Below are 13867 nucleotides of genomic sequence, written 5' to 3'. Positions count from 1 at the left end.
TGCTCAGCCTTCGCCGCCCCCGGCTGCCGGCGCCGTCGGCCGCCCGACCAGTTCCCGCAGCACGTCCTCCATCGTCACCAGACCGGCGAGTGTGCCGTCGTCGCCCCTCACCGCCGCCAGATGCGTACGGCTGCGGCGCATCGCCGTCAGTACGTCGTCCAGCGGGCTCGCGGCACGCACCCGGGCGATGGGCCGCATCGCGGAGACCGTGAACGGCAGATCGCGCGGGAGCGCGTCCAGTGCGTCCTTGACGTGCAGATATCCCAGAATCCGCCGGCCTTCGTCCACCACGGGGAAACGGGAGAAGCCGGAGTCGACCGACAACTGCTCCAGCTTCTCCGGGGTCGTCCCGAGGCGCGCGTACACCACCTGCTCCAGCGGCACGACCACATCGCGCACCGGCCTGCGGCCGAGCTCCAGCGCATCGTGCAGCCGCTCGCTCGCCCGGTCGTCGAGCAGCCCGGCCGCCGATGCGTCGGTCACCAGACGGGCCAGCTCGTCGTCCGTGAAGGTGGCCGCCACCTCGCTCTTCGCCTCGACCCGCAACAGCTTGAGGAGCGCGTTGGCGAAGGAGTTGATCGCGAAGATCACCGGACGCAGCGCACGTGCCAGGGTGACCAGGGGAGGGCCGAGCAGCAGAGCCGCCCGTACCGGTCCGGCCAGCGCGATGTTCTTCGGGACCATCTCGCCGAAGAGCATGTGCAGATAGGTGGCCACGGTGAGGCTGATGACGAAGGAGAGCGGGTGGATCAGCCCGCCGGGCATCCCCACGGCATGGAAGACCGGCTCCAGCAGATGGGCGATGGCCGGTTCGGCGACCACACCGAGGACCAGGGTGCAGAGTGTGATGCCGAGCTGCGCCGCCGCCATCAGCGCCGCCAGGTGCTCAAGCCCCCACAGCACGCTCCGTGCCCGCCGGTCGCCCTCATCCGCCGCCGGTTCGATCTGGCTGCGCCGGACGGAGATCAGGGCGAACTCACCGCCGACGAAGAAGGCGTTGACGACCAGCGTCAACAGCCCGATGAACAGCTGGACCACGGTCATCGCATGTCCTTTCCGTCGTCCTTGCCGTTCCTGCCCGCCGCGCCGCCTCTGCCGTGCTCCGCCTCCGGGCCGTCCTCGTCGCCGCCCGTCACCGGCGCGTGCAGCAGCAGCCGGGCGGCGCGCCGCCCGCTCGCGTCGACCACGTCGATCCGCCAGCCGGCCACCTCGACACGGTCTCCCTCGGCCGGGATACGTCCGAGTTCGGTCGCGACCAGACCCGCCAGGGTCTCGTACGGGCCTTCGGCCACACGCAGGCCGATCGACTCCAGCTGGTCGGTCCGCGCGGCGCCGTCCACCGAGTAGACCGGCCGGCCGTCGGCGTCCTCGCCCGCACCGGCGAGGTCGGGCGTCTCGTGCGGGTCGTGCTCGTCACGTACCTCGCCGACGACTTCCTCGACGATGTCCTCCAGCGTGACGACCCCGGCCGTGCCGCCGTACTCGTCGATCACCACGGACATCGTGCGCTTGCCGTACATCCGGTCGAGCAGCCGGTCCACGGTCAGTGTCTCCGGTACGAGCAGGGGCTCGCGGAGCAGCTCGGAGACCGGGAAGCGGGGCCTGCGCTCCGCCGGGAGCGCCAGCACGTCCTTGATGTCGGCGACCCCGACGACCTGGTCGAGGCTGCCCCGGTAGACCGGGAAGCGGGAGAGCCCGGTCGCGCGGGTGGCGTTGGCGACGTCCTCCGCACTGGCCTGCACCTCAAGCGCCACCACCTGGACGCGGGGGGTCATCACGTTCTCGGCCGTCAGATCCGCCAGGTTGAGCGTGCGGACGAAGCGCTCGGCGGTGTCCTCCTCCAGCGCGCCCGCCTTGGCCGAGTGCCGGGCCAGTGCGACCAGCTCCTGAGGCGAACGGGCCGAGGCCAGCTCCTCCGTCGGCTCCATCCCGAGCCGGCGCAGCAACCGGTTCGCGGTGTTGTTGAGATGGCTGATCAGCGGGCGGAAGACGGCGCTGAACCACCGCTGGGGGGTGGCCACCATCCTGGCCACCGTCAGGGGCGAGGAGATCGCCCAGTTCTTCGGGACCAGTTCGCCGACCACCATCAGGAAGACGGTGGAGAGCGCGGTGCCGATCACCAGGCCGACCGAGGATGCGGCAGCGGACGACAGGCCCGCGGACTCGATGGGCCCGCGCAGCAGCTTCCCGATCGAGGGCTCGGCGAGCATGCCGATGACCAGGTTGGTGACCGTGATGCCGAGCTGGGCGCCGGACAGCTGGAAGGTGAGGCCGCGCACCGCGCGCAGTGCGCTCGCCGCGCCGCGCTCGCCCCGCTCGGCGGCCTCTTCGAGCTCGCTGCGTTCGACGGTCGTGAGCGAGAACTCCGCCGCGACAAAGGCCGAGCAGGCCAGCGAGAGCAGCAGCGCCACGATGAGCAGAAGCACCTCGGTCATCGGTTCACCTCCGTCCCATGATCGGCCAGGGAGGGGAGGAACGCGCGATGTCGGCTGCTGGGAGGCTCGCCCATGGGCGGACGCTCACACCTTTCGGTCGGTGGTACGGGGACAGCTATCGTAAAGGAAAGGCAAAGCGCGGGTCGCTCCGAGCGGGACCGCACCGGGACTGTCCGGGGTTACAGCGGCTTGACCCACCGTCGCCAGTGGTCCTCGCGATGGTAGCCAGCCGCGGTCCAGGTGCGGTGGGCCCGTGCGTTGTCCTCCAGGACCATGGCGTCCCCCCGCCGCCCGCCGAGGGCTGCGAAACGCTGTTCCGCGGCTTCCAGGAGGGCAGCGGCGATGCCCTGCCTGCGGAGGTCCGGCCGTACCGCGAGGCGGTAGAGGGAGCACCGCCAGCCGTCGAAGCCCGCTATCACGGTCCCCGCGAGTACGCCGTCACGTTCGGCGACCAGCAGGGCACCGGGGTCCCTGGTGATGAGGCGGGCGACGCCGTCGCGGTCGTCGGTGACGCTGGTTCCCTCCGCGGCGATTCTCCAGAACCGCAGTACGGCGTCGACGTCGGCGAGAGTGGCGCTGCGTATGCCGTGATCGCTCATGGGGCGAGCCAATCAGACGGTTCCTCCGGGGGGCGAGCCGTTTCGCCTGTGGGCCCGGAGGGTCCGGCCGTGAGATAGCGGGTGAGCATCGCGACGAGTTCGTTCTCGAACTCCGGGACACCGATCGAGTCGGGCGCGGCGATGAGCTGATGGACGATGAGTTCGACCGTGGACACGACGAGCCGGGCCGCGACGCGCATGTTGTCGACCCGCACCTCGGGGTAACGCCCCAGCAGTTCCTCCGTGTAGGCGACCCGTGCCCGATGGGACCGGGAGACCCTCTCCAGCAGTTCGGGCGAGCGCGGCCCCTGCTCGGCCATGACGCGCAGCAACTGCGGGTCGTCCTGGTGGTTCTCGATCGAGACCCGGACGAAGCCGCGGATCACCTCTTCGAGAGAGCCGGGGCGTTCCTCCTCCAGCCGCTGCGTCGCCGCCACCCCCGCGTCGAGGTGCCGGTTCAGCAGCTCGGCCAGGATCGCGTCCTTGTTCGGGTAGTACTGGTACAGCGAGCCGATGGAGATCCTCGCCTGCTCGGCGATCCGGTTGGTGGTCCCGGCGGCATAGCCGTGCTCGGCGAAAACGTGAGCAGCGGCGGTGAGGATGCGCTGCCGGGTGAGTTCGGATCTGGCCTGGAGCGGCTTCTTACGTGGTTGAAGTCTGCGGGAACCCGATGCCACGGCACCTCCTGGAGCACGACCCGAAAGCGAGTGGCGCACGACATGAGCAATTGCTCACAATACTGCCATGGACTGCGGCGGAGCAGCGCAGCGCCGTCGCCACGTGCCGCTCAGGAAAGGACTCCTCGTGACATCTCCCCGTACACGCCCCCGGCGGGTGTCGCCGGCCGGAGTACGCACCCGGCTCGGCGAGCCCGACGCGATGATGAAGGACAAGAAGCTCGACCACGTCGATGAGTATGTGCACCGCTTCATCGCCCACTCGCCTTTCCTGACCCTGGCCACGGCGGACGCCGCGGGACGTACCGACTGCTCGCCCCGCGGCGACTACCCCGGGTTCGTGAAGGTCCTCGACCCCCACACGCTCGCGATCCCCGACCGGCCCGGCAACAAGATCGCCGACTCCTTCCGCAATCTCGCCGAGAACGACGGGGTCGGGCTGCTCTTCCTCGTCCCGGGAGTACGCGAAATGCTGCGGGTCAACGGCAGTGCCTATGCCACCGACGAACCTGACGTGCTCGCCCGGATGCGGACCGAGGCCCGGGAACCGTTGCTGGCGCTCGTCGTGGACGTGGCGGAGGTCTACTTCCACTGCGGCCGGGCGCTCCTCAGGTCCCGGCTGTGGGACCCCGCGAGCCAGGCCCTCGCCGATGAACTCCCGACAGCGGGCGAGACCGTCACCGCTCAGCTCGGTCTCGACATCGACCCCCAGGTGATCGACAGCAGCCTCGAAGAGGCCTACCGGAAGCTCTACTGACCAGCCCGACCGACCAGCCGAAAGCGGATTCCCGATGCAGCAGACCGTCGTCGAGCACATCGACCAGGTCGCCCAGGACGTCGTATCCCTCGTCCTGCGCGGTGCCACCGGCCCACTGGCCCCCTGGGCCCCCGGGGCGCACATCGACCTCGCCCTGCCGAACTGGCTGACCCGGCAGTACTCGCTCTGCGGCGACCCGGCGGACCAGGACTCCTACCGCATCGCGGTACGGCACGATCCGCTCAGCCGGGGCGGATCCGAGTACATCCACCGCTTTCTGCGCCAGGGGCGCACCCTCGAAGTGTCGCTGCCGCGCAATCACTTCCCGCTCGAACCGGCGCCGGAGTACCTCTTCCTCGCGGGCGGGATCGGCATCACCACCACCCTGCCGATGCTGCGGACGGCGGTCGCCTCGGGCATCCCCGCGTCGCTCGTGTACGTCGGCCGCTCGGCCGACGCGATGCCCTTCGCCGGGGAACTGCGCTCCGCGTACGGGGACCGGGTCCGGATCGTCGCCACCCGGGAGCACGGCAGGCCGGACCTGGCGGCACTGGCCTCCGGGGCGGCCCCCGGTGCGCTGGTCTACTGCTGCGGACCCGCACCGATGCTGGCCGCCGCGGAGGCCGCGTTCCCCGCCGGGCAGCTGCGGATGGAGCGGTTCCAGCCGGTGGCCAGATCGTTCGGCCCCGACACGGCCTTCGACGCCGTCTGTTCCCGGTCGGGGCGGACCGTCCGGGTGCCGGAGGACGAGTCGCTGCTCGACGCGCTCAACCAGGCCGGATTCCCCGTACCGTCCGGCTGCCGTGAAGGTGTCTGCGGCAGCTGCGAACTCACCGTGCTCGACGGCGAGCCCGAACACCGGGACGACATCGGAGCCCCGGCCGGCCGGATGTACGCCTGTGTGTCCCGCGCCCTGTCGCCGGGGCTCGTCCTGGACCTCTGAGCCGGCCGGCGCTCTTGCCGGTGCTAGCGCTTGCGCGCTAGCGTAGCGGTGTGGCCAAGACCCAGCTGAACGTACGTGTGGACGAAGCGACCGCCGAAGCGGCACGCCAGCGCGCTCTCCAACGGGGCGTGAGCGTGAACCGCTATATCGAGGAGCTGGTCAACCAGGACGCCGGCGAGGTGGGGCACACCTTCGTCGAAGCGGCCGCCGACTTCATGAAGCAGTACGCGTCGGTCTTCGCGGAGGAGTCCGCCCCCACGGGCAAGCAGGAGTCCGCCCCCGCGGCCAAGCGCCGCAAAGGCAGCCGTTGAACCTCACGATCGATCTCGCCTGGCTGCTCATGGTCGCCGAGCACAAGACGCCGGGCGATCCGCCCGTCACCGACTGGGGCGCTCTGGTGGCCGCCGTCAGCCGGCACGAGGCGGAGGTCTTCGGGATCCCCGTCTACGGCGACCCGTACGCCCGCGCCGCCGCTCTGCTGCAACAGCTGCTCCACGTACCGGCGTTGGAGCACTCCAACGCGATGTTCGCCTCAGCTGTCGCCTACGGCTATCTGATCGCCTGCGGGCTGAAGATCGTCACCTCGCCCGAGCAGGTCAGAGATCTGGCGCGGCTGGTGAAGCAGGACAAGGCGGATGTCCGGACCATCGCCGACGAACTGCGCCAGTGGAGCCTGTGAGCCACCGGCGCCCCGCTCTCCCGTCCCTGGCACGCCCTCCCGCCTCGCTCCGCTCCCGACGTGCCCCGCTTTCCGGCCCCCGTCCCGCCTTCACCCCGTCCTCCCGCGCCTCATGCGACAGCAGACGGGCCCGGCCGCCTCGCCCTGCCCAGCACACAGGGCGAGGAAGGCAGACGCAGACCGCTCTCCGGCACGTTCAGCCGCCGGTAGGCGCCCAGTTCGAAACCGGCCGTCTCGATCGCGGCCAGGGTGTCCCGCGCCGTGTGGCAGCCACCGAAGAGCAGCGGCCACACCGTACGGTCCACGGCCCGCTGGGCCGTCGCCATCGCGCGGCCCCGGCCCAGACCGTGTTCGAAGAACCGCAGCTCACCGCCGGGCCGCAGCACGCGCCTGATCTCGGCGAGCGCCTGCGGAAGGTCGCGTACGGTGCACAGCACCAGCGACGCCACAGCCGCGTCGAACGTCCCGTCCCGCACGGGAAGCGCCTCCGCCGTCCCCGGCACCACGTCCACCGTGGCCGTGGCCTCCATCGCGGACCGCACCGCCAACTGCCGCAGGGTGCGCTCCGGTTCGACGGCCACCACATCGGAGACCGCCGCCGGGTAGTGGGCGAAGTTCAGCCCGTTGCCCGCACCGATCTCGATCACCCGGCCGGAGAGGCCCGCGAGCAGTTCGGCACGGTGGGCCGCCACCCCCGCGGTGCGGTCGGCGCTGACGCTGCACCGGGCGTAGAAGCGGGCAAAGAGCGGATGGTGCACGGTGTCGCGTGGGTTCCTGGTGCTGCGCAGCGGCATCGCTGGTCTTCTCCTCCGGCGGCGTACGGGACGGCACTACGGGACGGCAGCGGGTTCGGCCATGGTCCCACTGTCTGCCCCGCTCATGCCCCCGATGGCCCGGCGCACTCCGGCGGCCCCGGAGGACCTCCCGGGACGTGCTGGGCGCGGACCCAGGTCCCGCCGATGCGGGGTGCGAGCCAGCTCCGCGCCCGGTCGCGGAAGCCGGCCGGCGCCAGCCGGCCCGCGCCCTCCGGCACCACGCCGAGCAGCGGGGCCCCGGCGGCCTCGGGGAGGTCCACCACATTGCACCGGGCGTCCAGACCCGGCTCGGCCGGCCAGCTGCCGATCACCACCCCCGCACACTCCAGCCGCCGGGCGCGCAGCGCCTCGGCGGTCAGGGCCGTCGAGTTCAGCGTGCCGAGCGTGGCCGGGGCGACCACCAGGACCGGCGCCCCCATCAGCTGGGCCGCGTCCGCGAGCGTGCCGCCCTCGTCGTCGAACCGTACGAGCAGCCCGCCCGCGCCCTCGATCAGCACCAGATCGTGTTCGGCGGCCAGCTTCTGCGCCGCCTCCGCCACCTCCTGCGGGCGCAGCGGCGCGAGCCCGGCGCGTCTGGCGGCCGTCGCCGGGGCCAACGGGTCCGGGAAGCGCGCCAGTTCGACCGCGGTCACCGCCCCGGCCAGCCGTGCCACCTCGGCCGCGTCGCCGTGCTCGCCGGGGAGCAGCCCGGTCTGCGCCGGTTTCAGCACCGCGACGGACCGGCCGTGTGCCGCGGCGGCCACCGCGGCGGTCACCACCGTCTTGCCGATCTCGGTGCCGGTCCCCGTCACCACCAGAATCGTCATGTCATGCCTCCCGCGCCACTGCGCACACCGCACGGCAGATCCGTGCCGCGTCCTGATCACCGGTGATGTACGGCGGCATGGTGTAGACGAGATCGCGGAACGGCCGCAGCCACACCCCCTCGCGCACCGCCACCCGGGTCGCCGCCGCCATGTCCACCTCATGGTCGAGCTGGACCACCCCGATCGCACCGAGGACCCGGACATCCCGGACGCCCGGCAGCTCCGCCGCCCCGGACAGACCGTCGAGCAGAGCCGTTTCCAGGCGCTCGACCTCCCGTTCCCAGTCCTGTCCGAGCAGCAGGTCGACCGAGGCGCAGGCCACCGCAGCGGCCAGCGGATTGCCCATGAACGTCGGCCCGTGGGCCAGCACCGGCACCTCGCCCCGCGCGATCCCCTCGGCCACCCGAGGGGTGCAGAGCGTCGCCGCCATCGTCAGATAGCCGCCGGTCAGGGCCTTGCCCACACACATCACATCCGGCGCGACCCCGGCGTGGTCCGCGGCGAAGAGCCTGCCCGTACGGCCGAAGCCGGTGGCGATCTCGTCGAAGACCAGCAGCACACCATGTGCGTCGCACGCCTCACGGAGCACCCGCAGATACCCGGGGGAGTGGAAACGCATCCCGCCCGCGCCCTGGACCACCGGCTCCACGATCACCGCTGCCAGCTCCCGCGCATGACGGCCGATCAGCTCGTGGAGGTGATCGGCGTACCCCTGTTCGTACTCCGCCGGGGGAGCGTCCGCGAAGACCTGCCGCGGCAGTACCCCCGACCACAGGTCGTGCATCCCGCCCTCCGGGTCGCACACCGACATGGGGTGCCAGGTGTCCCCGTGGTAGCCGCCCCGCCAGGTCAGCAGCCGCTGCTTCCCTGGGCGGCCGACGGAACGCCAGTACTGCAGGCACATCTTGACGGCGACCTCGACCGAGACCGAACCGGAGTCGGAGAGGAAGACGTGCTGGAGCGGTTCCGGGGTGATCTCCACCAGCTTCGCCGCGAGCCGGACGGCGGGCTCATGGGTGAGCCCGCCGAACATCACATGGCTCATCCGGTCCAGCTGACCGCGCGCGGCCTCGTTCAGCACCGGGTGGTTGTAGCCGTGGATCGCCGACCACCAGGACGACATGCCGTCCACCAGCTCGCCCGCGCCGGCCACCCGCAGGCGCACCCCGGACGCCGACTCGACGAGCAGTGGCTCCTGTCGGCCGGGCATCGGACCGTACGGGTGCCAGACATGGCGCCGGTCGAGTGCGAGCAGCTCCGCCGATTCAGGCATTGGGCGCGAGATCCGTCCCGGCGCCCCTGCGGCGTACCGCCACCAGACCCGCACGGTGTCCGGGCAGCGTCGTCGTGTCCGAGCCCTCCACCTCGAAACCGGCGTCCGCGATCATCTCCAGGTCGGCCCGGCCCGCCTGGCCCTCGCTCGTCAGATAGTCGCCGAGGAAGATGGAGTTGACGAGATGCAGGGCGAGCGGCTGCAAGGTGCGCAGATGCACCTCGCGCCCGCCCGCGAGCCGTACCTCCGCGTCCGGGCAGACGAACCGCACCATCGCCAGGATGCGCAGACACCGCTGCGGGGTCAGATGCCACTCCCCGGCCAGCGGGGTTCCCTCCATCGGGATCAGGAAGTTCACCGGCACCGAGTCGGGGTCCAGGCCGCGCAGTGCGAAGACCACGTCGACCAGGTCCGCGTCGCTCTCCCCCATCCCGGCGATCAGCCCCGAGCAGGCCGAGAGACCGGCAGCCCGGGCGTGCTGGACGGTGTCGACCCGGTCGGCGAAGTCATGGGTGGTGCAGATGTCGGCGTAAGTGGCCTCCGACGTATTGAGATTGTGGTTGTACGCGTCGGCGCCCGCCGCCCGCAGCCGCTCCGCCTGGCCGTCCTTGAGCAGCCCGAGGCAGGCACAGACCTCGATGTCCTCGTTCTGCTCCTTGATCGCCTCGATCGTCTCCGACACGCGGTCGACATCACGGTCCGTCGGCCCCCGGCCGCTGGCGACCAGACAGACCCGCTTGGCACCGCCCGCCACTCCGGCCGCCGCGGCCCTCGACGCCTCGTCGGGCTTCAGCCAGGTGTACTTGAGGATCTCGGCCTTGGAGCCCAGGCGCTGCGAGCAGTACGAGCAGTCCTCCGGGCAGAGGCCCGATTTGAGATTCACCAGGTAGTTGAGCTTCACCCGGCGCTCGAACCACTGGCGCCGCACCTTCCCGGCTGCCGCCACCACGTCCAGCAGTTCGTCGTCGGTCGTCGCCAGTACGGCGAGAGCCTCTTCACGGGTCGGCAGTTCGCGCCGCAGCCCCTTGTCCACCAGCGTGTTCAGCAGGTCCATAGGGGTGATCCTGGCCTACGCCACCACCTCCGGCCAAGGAGGAACCGAACAACACCTCCCACCTGACGTGTGTGTATTGCCACACCATGACCCCGCATCGCCCCGGCTAGGGTCTGTGAACTGCCTACAAAAAGGGACCGACCATGACTCCAGCCGAGCCCCGCGAGCCCTTCGAGTGGACCGACACCGCGGCGCGCCGCCGGTCGGACGCCGGGCTGGTCCGTACGCTCCGGCCGCGGTCCGCCGCCCCGGACGCGCTGGACCTCGCGAGCAACGACTATCTGGGGCTGAGCGGCCACCCCGTCGTCACCGCGGCCGCCGCCGACGCGGCCCGCCGCTGGGGCGCGGGCGCCACCGGCTCCCGGCTGATTACCGGATCCACCGCACTCCACGCCGAACTGGAGGGCGAACTGGCGCAGTTCAGCGGTTTCGAGGCGGCGCTGGTCTTCTCGTCCGGGTACGCGGCCAACCTCGCCGTGCTCACCGCGCTCACCGGAGCCGACTCCCTGATCGTCTCGGACGCCGCCAACCACGCCTCGATCATCGACGGGTGCCGGCTCTCCAGAGCAGTGACCGAAGTCGTCCCGCACAGCGACCCCGATGCGGCCGGAAAGGCGCTGGACGTCCACGGCGGCGGGCGGGCCGTCGCCGTCACCGACTCGGTCTTCTCCGTCGACGGCGACGCCGCGCCGCTGCCCGAACTGGCCGCGGTCTGCCGTACCTACGGCGCGGCGCTGATCACCGACGACGCGCACGGGTTCGGGGTACTCGGCGACGGCGGGCGCGGCGCCGTGCACGCGGCGGGACTCGCGGGGGCGCCCGACGTGGTCGCCACCGTGACCCTGTCGAAGTCCCTGGGCAGTCAGGGCGGTGCGGTGCTGGGGCCGGCCCGGGTCATCGACCATCTCGTCAACGAGGCCCGCACCTTCATCTTCGACACGGGCCTGGCGCCCGCGGCGGTGGGAGCGGCGCTGGCGAGCCTGCGGCTGCTGCGCGACGAACCCCTGCTCGCCGGGCGCCCCCGCACAGTGGCGCACACCCTGCACGCCCGTCTCACCGCGGGCGGGCTCAGTGCGGTACGCCCGCAGGCGGCCGTGGTCTCCGTACTGGCGCCCTCGCCGGAACAGGCGGTGCGCTGGGCGGCCGACTGCCGCGCGGCGGGCCTGCTGGCCGGCTGCTTCCGCCCCCCGTCGGTCCCCGACGGGATCTCACGGCTGCGGCTCACCGCACGCGCCGATCTGACGGAGGAACAGATCGAGTGGGCGGTGGACACGGTCCTGCGGACCGCGCCCACCGGGTGACGGGACCCCGCCGGCCCTTCTGCCGCCCGTCACCCGGCCGGAAGCCGCCCGCCTCAGCTGCCCGCGGTACCGCGCTCCGCGGTGCCGGTGGCTGCGCTCCGGCGGTGCGCCGACGCCAGGAAGCAGGTCCAGGCGTCCGCCCCGAAGAGCAGCGCCGGGCGGTGGATCCGCTTGGAGTCACGGACGGCCAGCAGACCGCCGTCGAGCAGCGCGGTCTCGACACAGTTGTTCATTCCGGTGCTGCGGCTGCTGCGCCGCCACCGCGCGCTGTTCAGAGAAGTACTGGAAGGGACATTCGCAGGATGTGCGGACATGGTGCCTCCCTAGACGCCGTCACCGATCCCGGCGATGAGATCCAACGATTCCTTCTGCGGAAGGGCGCGCGCCTGGATCCTGCGGAACGCGGCGCTGTACGCCTCAAGGTCTTCTTTCCGTTCCAGATAACGGCTACTCATCAAGTGGTCGAGAACGACCACATCCAGATCAATGATGTTCGGAAAGGAGAAAATTGTGAAAGAGCCGGTGAGTCCGATGTGCCCGCCGGCCGCGAACGGCATGACCTGCACACGGACATGGGGGAGCCGGGCCACCTCCCGTACGTGCCGCAACTGCTCCGCCATCACCCCGCGCCCGCCCATCCGCCGGTGCAGCGCGCCCTCGTCGACCACCGCGCTCAGCTCCAGTGGCGGGTCCGCCGCCAGCACCCGCTGCCGCGCCAGCCGCACATCGACCAGTGAGTCGACGGCCCCGGCGGGCATCCCGTCGAGCGACGCCCGGGTGACCGCCCTCGCGTAACCGGGCGTCTGCAACAGCCCCGGCACCACCGAGGTCTCGAAGGTGTGCGCCGTGCAGGCCTGGGACTCCAGCCTGATGAAGTCCCGGTACTGGGCGGGCAGCAGCCGCCGGTAGGCGTGCCACCAGCCGGCGCTCTCCTCGGCCCCCGCCCCGCACAGCGCGGCCAGCAGTTCGCGCTGCGGGGCGTCGTCCACCCCGTACGCATCGAGGAGCAGGGCCACGTCCGACGGCTTCACACCACTGCGCCCGGTCTCGATCCGGCTCACCTTGGACTGGTGCCAGCCCGCATGCCGGGCCGCGGCGGCGCTGGTCAGGCCCGCCAGGACACGCAGCCTGCGCAGCTCGGCACCGAGTTTGACGCGGCGCACCGCGGGACTGCTCCGCACCCCCTTCTCCCTCCGGTCGGCCCGTTTATGCCAACGTGCCATTCCAGCCGCCAAATACGGTCTTCCGTCGCAGAGTTCATCACTTTGAGCGACAGATATATGCACTTCTTTGTGGATCGCCGGTCCTGCGGTCACTATGAGTGTCACGCTCGCACGAAGCGCCACCCGAGGCCGTCTCGAAGTGCATCCGGCACGAGATCCGCGCCGCAGCGGTGGGAAAGGGACAGGCCGTCATGGCAGACCACCAGGAAGCATCCGTCACCCTGCCGAGCGAGCCGGCCTCGGTCCCGGCCGCCCGGACGTTCGTGGCCCGTGTGCTCACCGGATGGGGGCTGCCCTCCGAAGCGGAGCTGGCGGACACCATCCGGCTGATCGTCTCGGAGCTCGCGACCAACGCGGTGCAGCACACCTTCGGCGCGTCCCCCACCTTCACGGTGCAGGCCGTTCTGGAGCGGGACGAGCGGCTGTGCGTCGGGGTCACCGACTCCCATCCGCGCTGGCCCCAGCGGCTGCCGGCCGCGGTGCAGCAGGACAACGGCCGGGGCATGGTGATCATCCGCTGGCTGGCGGCCGAGAACGGCGGCCGGCTGACGGTGACTCCGACACGGGACGGCGGCAAGACCGTCTGGATCGCCCTGCCCTGGACCGCCCCGGTCCAGGGCTGAGGGCGGCACGGGCTGACAGCGCCCGCAGGGACCCGGCGTCAGCCCACCCGGCCGTACCAGACGCTGCGGGACCAGATCTTCTCCAGTCTCACCACCGCGCCGGTCTTGGGGGAGTGCCACATCTTCCCGGCCCCGGCGTAGATACCGACGTGGTACACGCTCCGGCCGTAGTGGAAGAAGACCAGGTCACCGGGGTGCCGGCCGGAGGCCGCGATATGGCGTACCCGGTTGTACTGGGCCTGGGCGGTGCGGGGCAGCGTCTTGCCCACCCGCTTGTACGAGTACTGCGTCAGCCCTGAGCAGTCGAACCGCGACGGTCCTGTCGCCCCCCACTGGTAGGGAGCCCCCTTCTTGGAGGCCGCGATCCGTACGGCCTGTGCGGCGTGCGCGGCGGCCTGGGCCTCCACGGCTGCCCCCGGTGCCAGCGAGGTCCCCGCGACTGCGGCGAGGGTGAGGGCCGATGCTGTTCCGGCGCGGGCGAGCAGAGACGGGATATGAATCTGCGCAGTCATGCGCAACCCTTCGCAAACCGCCTGTGAAGGATGACCTGTCGGGTTCGGGCCGGCGAAGTTGCCCGGGGGGGGGGGGGGGGGGGGGCGCGGGGGGGGGGGGGGGCGCGGGCCCCCGCCCGCCCGCCGCCGCGGGCGGGCGGCGCGGGCCGCGCCCGGGCTCGCGGGGTGTG

Annotated in this window: 17 protein-coding genes; 6 read left to right on the top strand and 11 right to left on the bottom strand. The window is 71.5% G+C overall.

Features of this window, described 5'->3' with window-relative positions; translation table 11 throughout:
- Positions 1–3 precede the first annotated feature (3 nt).
- The 4 genes from ACFXBC_RS06110 to ACFXBC_RS06095 form a co-directional block, all read right to left on the bottom strand.
- Complete coding sequence (locus ACFXBC_RS06110) at positions 4–1044, bottom strand: hemolysin family protein (RefSeq protein ID WP_385019202.1); 1041 nt, start codon at positions 1042–1044, stop codon at positions 4–6.
- Positions 1041–2435, bottom strand: coding sequence for a hemolysin family protein (locus tag ACFXBC_RS06105; protein ID WP_385019200.1), 1395 nt, complete (start codon positions 2433–2435; stop codon positions 1041–1043). Before ACFXBC_RS06105 ends, ACFXBC_RS06110 begins: the two co-directional genes overlap by 4 nt.
- Positions 2436–2614: 179 nt before the next feature.
- Complete coding sequence (locus ACFXBC_RS06100; RefSeq protein WP_385019198.1) at positions 2615–3034, bottom strand: GNAT family N-acetyltransferase; 420 nt, start codon at positions 3032–3034, stop codon at positions 2615–2617.
- Positions 3031–3711 (bottom strand): TetR/AcrR family transcriptional regulator, encoded by a 681-nt coding sequence (locus ACFXBC_RS06095; protein WP_385019196.1) that lies wholly within the window; start codon positions 3709–3711, stop codon positions 3031–3033. Before ACFXBC_RS06095 ends, ACFXBC_RS06100 begins: the two co-directional genes overlap by 4 nt.
- Positions 3712–3838: 127 nt before the next feature.
- On the opposite strand from ACFXBC_RS06095, the gene ACFXBC_RS06090 reads away from it, so the two are divergent.
- Genes ACFXBC_RS06090 through ACFXBC_RS06075 form a run of 4 tightly spaced genes read left to right on the top strand, consistent with a single transcriptional unit; the run spans position 3839 to position 6090 of the window.
- Positions 3839–4468: an MSMEG_1061 family FMN-dependent PPOX-type flavoprotein gene (locus tag ACFXBC_RS06090; RefSeq protein ID WP_385019194.1), complete on the top strand. Its 630-nt coding sequence runs from the start codon at positions 3839–3841 to the stop codon at positions 4466–4468.
- Between the two features lie 34 nt (positions 4469–4502).
- Positions 4503–5411, top strand: coding sequence for a PDR/VanB family oxidoreductase (locus ACFXBC_RS06085; protein ID WP_385019192.1), 909 nt, complete (start codon positions 4503–4505; stop codon positions 5409–5411).
- A 50-nt stretch (positions 5412–5461) separates the two neighbouring features.
- On the top strand, positions 5462–5722 hold the full coding sequence (locus tag ACFXBC_RS06080; RefSeq protein WP_385019190.1) for an antitoxin: 261 nt from the start codon (positions 5462–5464) through the stop codon (positions 5720–5722).
- Positions 5719–6090: a fic family toxin-antitoxin system, toxin component gene (locus ACFXBC_RS06075; RefSeq protein WP_385019188.1), complete on the top strand. Its 372-nt coding sequence runs from the start codon at positions 5719–5721 to the stop codon at positions 6088–6090. Before ACFXBC_RS06080 ends, ACFXBC_RS06075 begins: the two co-directional genes overlap by 4 nt.
- Positions 6091–6200: 110 nt before the next feature.
- Here the strand turns inward: ACFXBC_RS06075 and ACFXBC_RS06070 are convergent, their stop codons facing one another.
- The 4 genes from ACFXBC_RS06070 to bioB form a co-directional block, all read right to left on the bottom strand.
- Positions 6201–6884, bottom strand: coding sequence for a class I SAM-dependent methyltransferase (locus tag ACFXBC_RS06070; protein WP_385019186.1), 684 nt, complete (start codon positions 6882–6884; stop codon positions 6201–6203).
- 83 nt (positions 6885–6967) lie between these two features.
- A complete protein-coding gene (gene bioD / locus ACFXBC_RS06065; protein ID WP_385019184.1) occupies positions 6968–7711 on the bottom strand; it encodes a dethiobiotin synthase in 744 nt (247 codons plus the stop codon).
- A 1-nt stretch (position 7712) separates the two neighbouring features.
- Complete coding sequence (locus tag ACFXBC_RS06060) at positions 7713–8984, bottom strand: adenosylmethionine--8-amino-7-oxononanoate transaminase (RefSeq protein WP_385019182.1); 1272 nt, start codon at positions 8982–8984, stop codon at positions 7713–7715.
- A complete protein-coding gene (gene bioB / locus ACFXBC_RS06055) occupies positions 8977–10038 on the bottom strand; it encodes a biotin synthase BioB (RefSeq protein ID WP_385019180.1) in 1062 nt (353 codons plus the stop codon). Before bioB ends, ACFXBC_RS06060 begins: the two co-directional genes overlap by 8 nt.
- Before the next feature lie 143 nt (positions 10039–10181).
- Between bioB and ACFXBC_RS06050 the strand changes: the two genes are divergently transcribed.
- Positions 10182–11339 (top strand): 8-amino-7-oxononanoate synthase, encoded by a 1158-nt coding sequence (locus tag ACFXBC_RS06050; RefSeq protein ID WP_385019178.1) that lies wholly within the window; start codon positions 10182–10184, stop codon positions 11337–11339.
- 53 nt (positions 11340–11392) lie between these two features.
- Here the strand turns inward: ACFXBC_RS06050 and ACFXBC_RS06045 are convergent, their stop codons facing one another.
- Together ACFXBC_RS06045 and ACFXBC_RS06040 are read right to left on the bottom strand one after the other, a co-directional pair.
- Positions 11393–11653: a DUF397 domain-containing protein gene (locus ACFXBC_RS06045; RefSeq protein WP_385019176.1), complete on the bottom strand. Its 261-nt coding sequence runs from the start codon at positions 11651–11653 to the stop codon at positions 11393–11395.
- A gap of 9 nt (positions 11654–11662) precedes the next feature.
- Positions 11663–12520, bottom strand: coding sequence for a helix-turn-helix domain-containing protein (locus tag ACFXBC_RS06040; protein WP_385019174.1), 858 nt, complete (start codon positions 12518–12520; stop codon positions 11663–11665).
- Positions 12521–12753: 233 nt separating this feature from the next.
- Here ACFXBC_RS06040 and ACFXBC_RS06035 point away from each other — a divergent pair, with 233 nt between their 5' ends.
- Positions 12754–13185 carry an ATP-binding protein gene (locus ACFXBC_RS06035; RefSeq protein ID WP_385019172.1) on the top strand — a complete coding sequence of 144 codons (432 nt, stop codon included), beginning with the start codon at positions 12754–12756 and terminating at the stop codon, positions 13183–13185.
- Positions 13186–13223: 38 nt separating this feature from the next.
- Here the strand turns inward: ACFXBC_RS06035 and ACFXBC_RS06030 are convergent, their stop codons facing one another.
- On the bottom strand, positions 13224–13697 hold the full coding sequence (locus ACFXBC_RS06030; protein WP_385019170.1) for a C40 family peptidase: 474 nt from the start codon (positions 13695–13697) through the stop codon (positions 13224–13226).
- Between the last annotated feature and the right edge of the window lie 170 nt (positions 13698–13867).

The organism is Streptomyces sp. NPDC059398 (assembly GCF_042751845.1).
Taxonomy (GTDB): domain Bacteria; phylum Actinomycetota; class Actinomycetes; order Streptomycetales; family Streptomycetaceae; genus Streptomyces.
Note: the sequence above shows the minus strand (reverse complement) of the source record. Positions and strands in the feature narration are given on the sequence as shown.

Bases quoted from the DNA above. Each gene is read 5' to 3' on its own strand.
- ACFXBC_RS06110 (WP_385019202.1), bottom strand. From the start codon at position 1,044: ATGACCGTGGTCCAGCTGTTCATCGGGCTGTTGACGCTGGTCGTCAAC.
- ACFXBC_RS06105 (WP_385019200.1), bottom strand. From the start codon at position 2,435: ATGACCGAGGTGCTTCTGCTCATCGTGGCGCTGCTGCTCTCGCTGGCC.
- ACFXBC_RS06100 (WP_385019198.1), bottom strand. From the start codon at position 3,034: ATGAGCGATCACGGCATACGCAGCGCCACTCTCGCCGACGTCGACGCC.
- ACFXBC_RS06085 (WP_385019192.1), top strand. From the start codon at position 4,503: ATGCAGCAGACCGTCGTCGAGCACATCGACCAGGTCGCCCAGGACGTC.
- ACFXBC_RS06070 (WP_385019186.1), bottom strand. From the start codon at position 6,884: ATGCCGCTGCGCAGCACCAGGAACCCACGCGACACCGTGCACCATCCG.
- bioD (WP_385019184.1), bottom strand. From the start codon at position 7,711: ATGACGATTCTGGTGGTGACGGGGACCGGCACCGAGATCGGCAAGACG.
- ACFXBC_RS06060 (WP_385019182.1), bottom strand. From the start codon at position 8,984: ATGCCTGAATCGGCGGAGCTGCTCGCACTCGACCGGCGCCATGTCTGG.
- bioB (WP_385019180.1), bottom strand. From the start codon at position 10,038: ATGGACCTGCTGAACACGCTGGTGGACAAGGGGCTGCGGCGCGAACTG.
- ACFXBC_RS06050 (WP_385019178.1), top strand. From the start codon at position 10,182: ATGACTCCAGCCGAGCCCCGCGAGCCCTTCGAGTGGACCGACACCGCG.
- ACFXBC_RS06045 (WP_385019176.1), bottom strand. From the start codon at position 11,653: ATGTCCGCACATCCTGCGAATGTCCCTTCCAGTACTTCTCTGAACAGC.
- ACFXBC_RS06035 (WP_385019172.1), top strand. From the start codon at position 12,754: ATGGCAGACCACCAGGAAGCATCCGTCACCCTGCCGAGCGAGCCGGCC.
- ACFXBC_RS06030 (WP_385019170.1), bottom strand. From the start codon at position 13,697: ATGACTGCGCAGATTCATATCCCGTCTCTGCTCGCCCGCGCCGGAACA.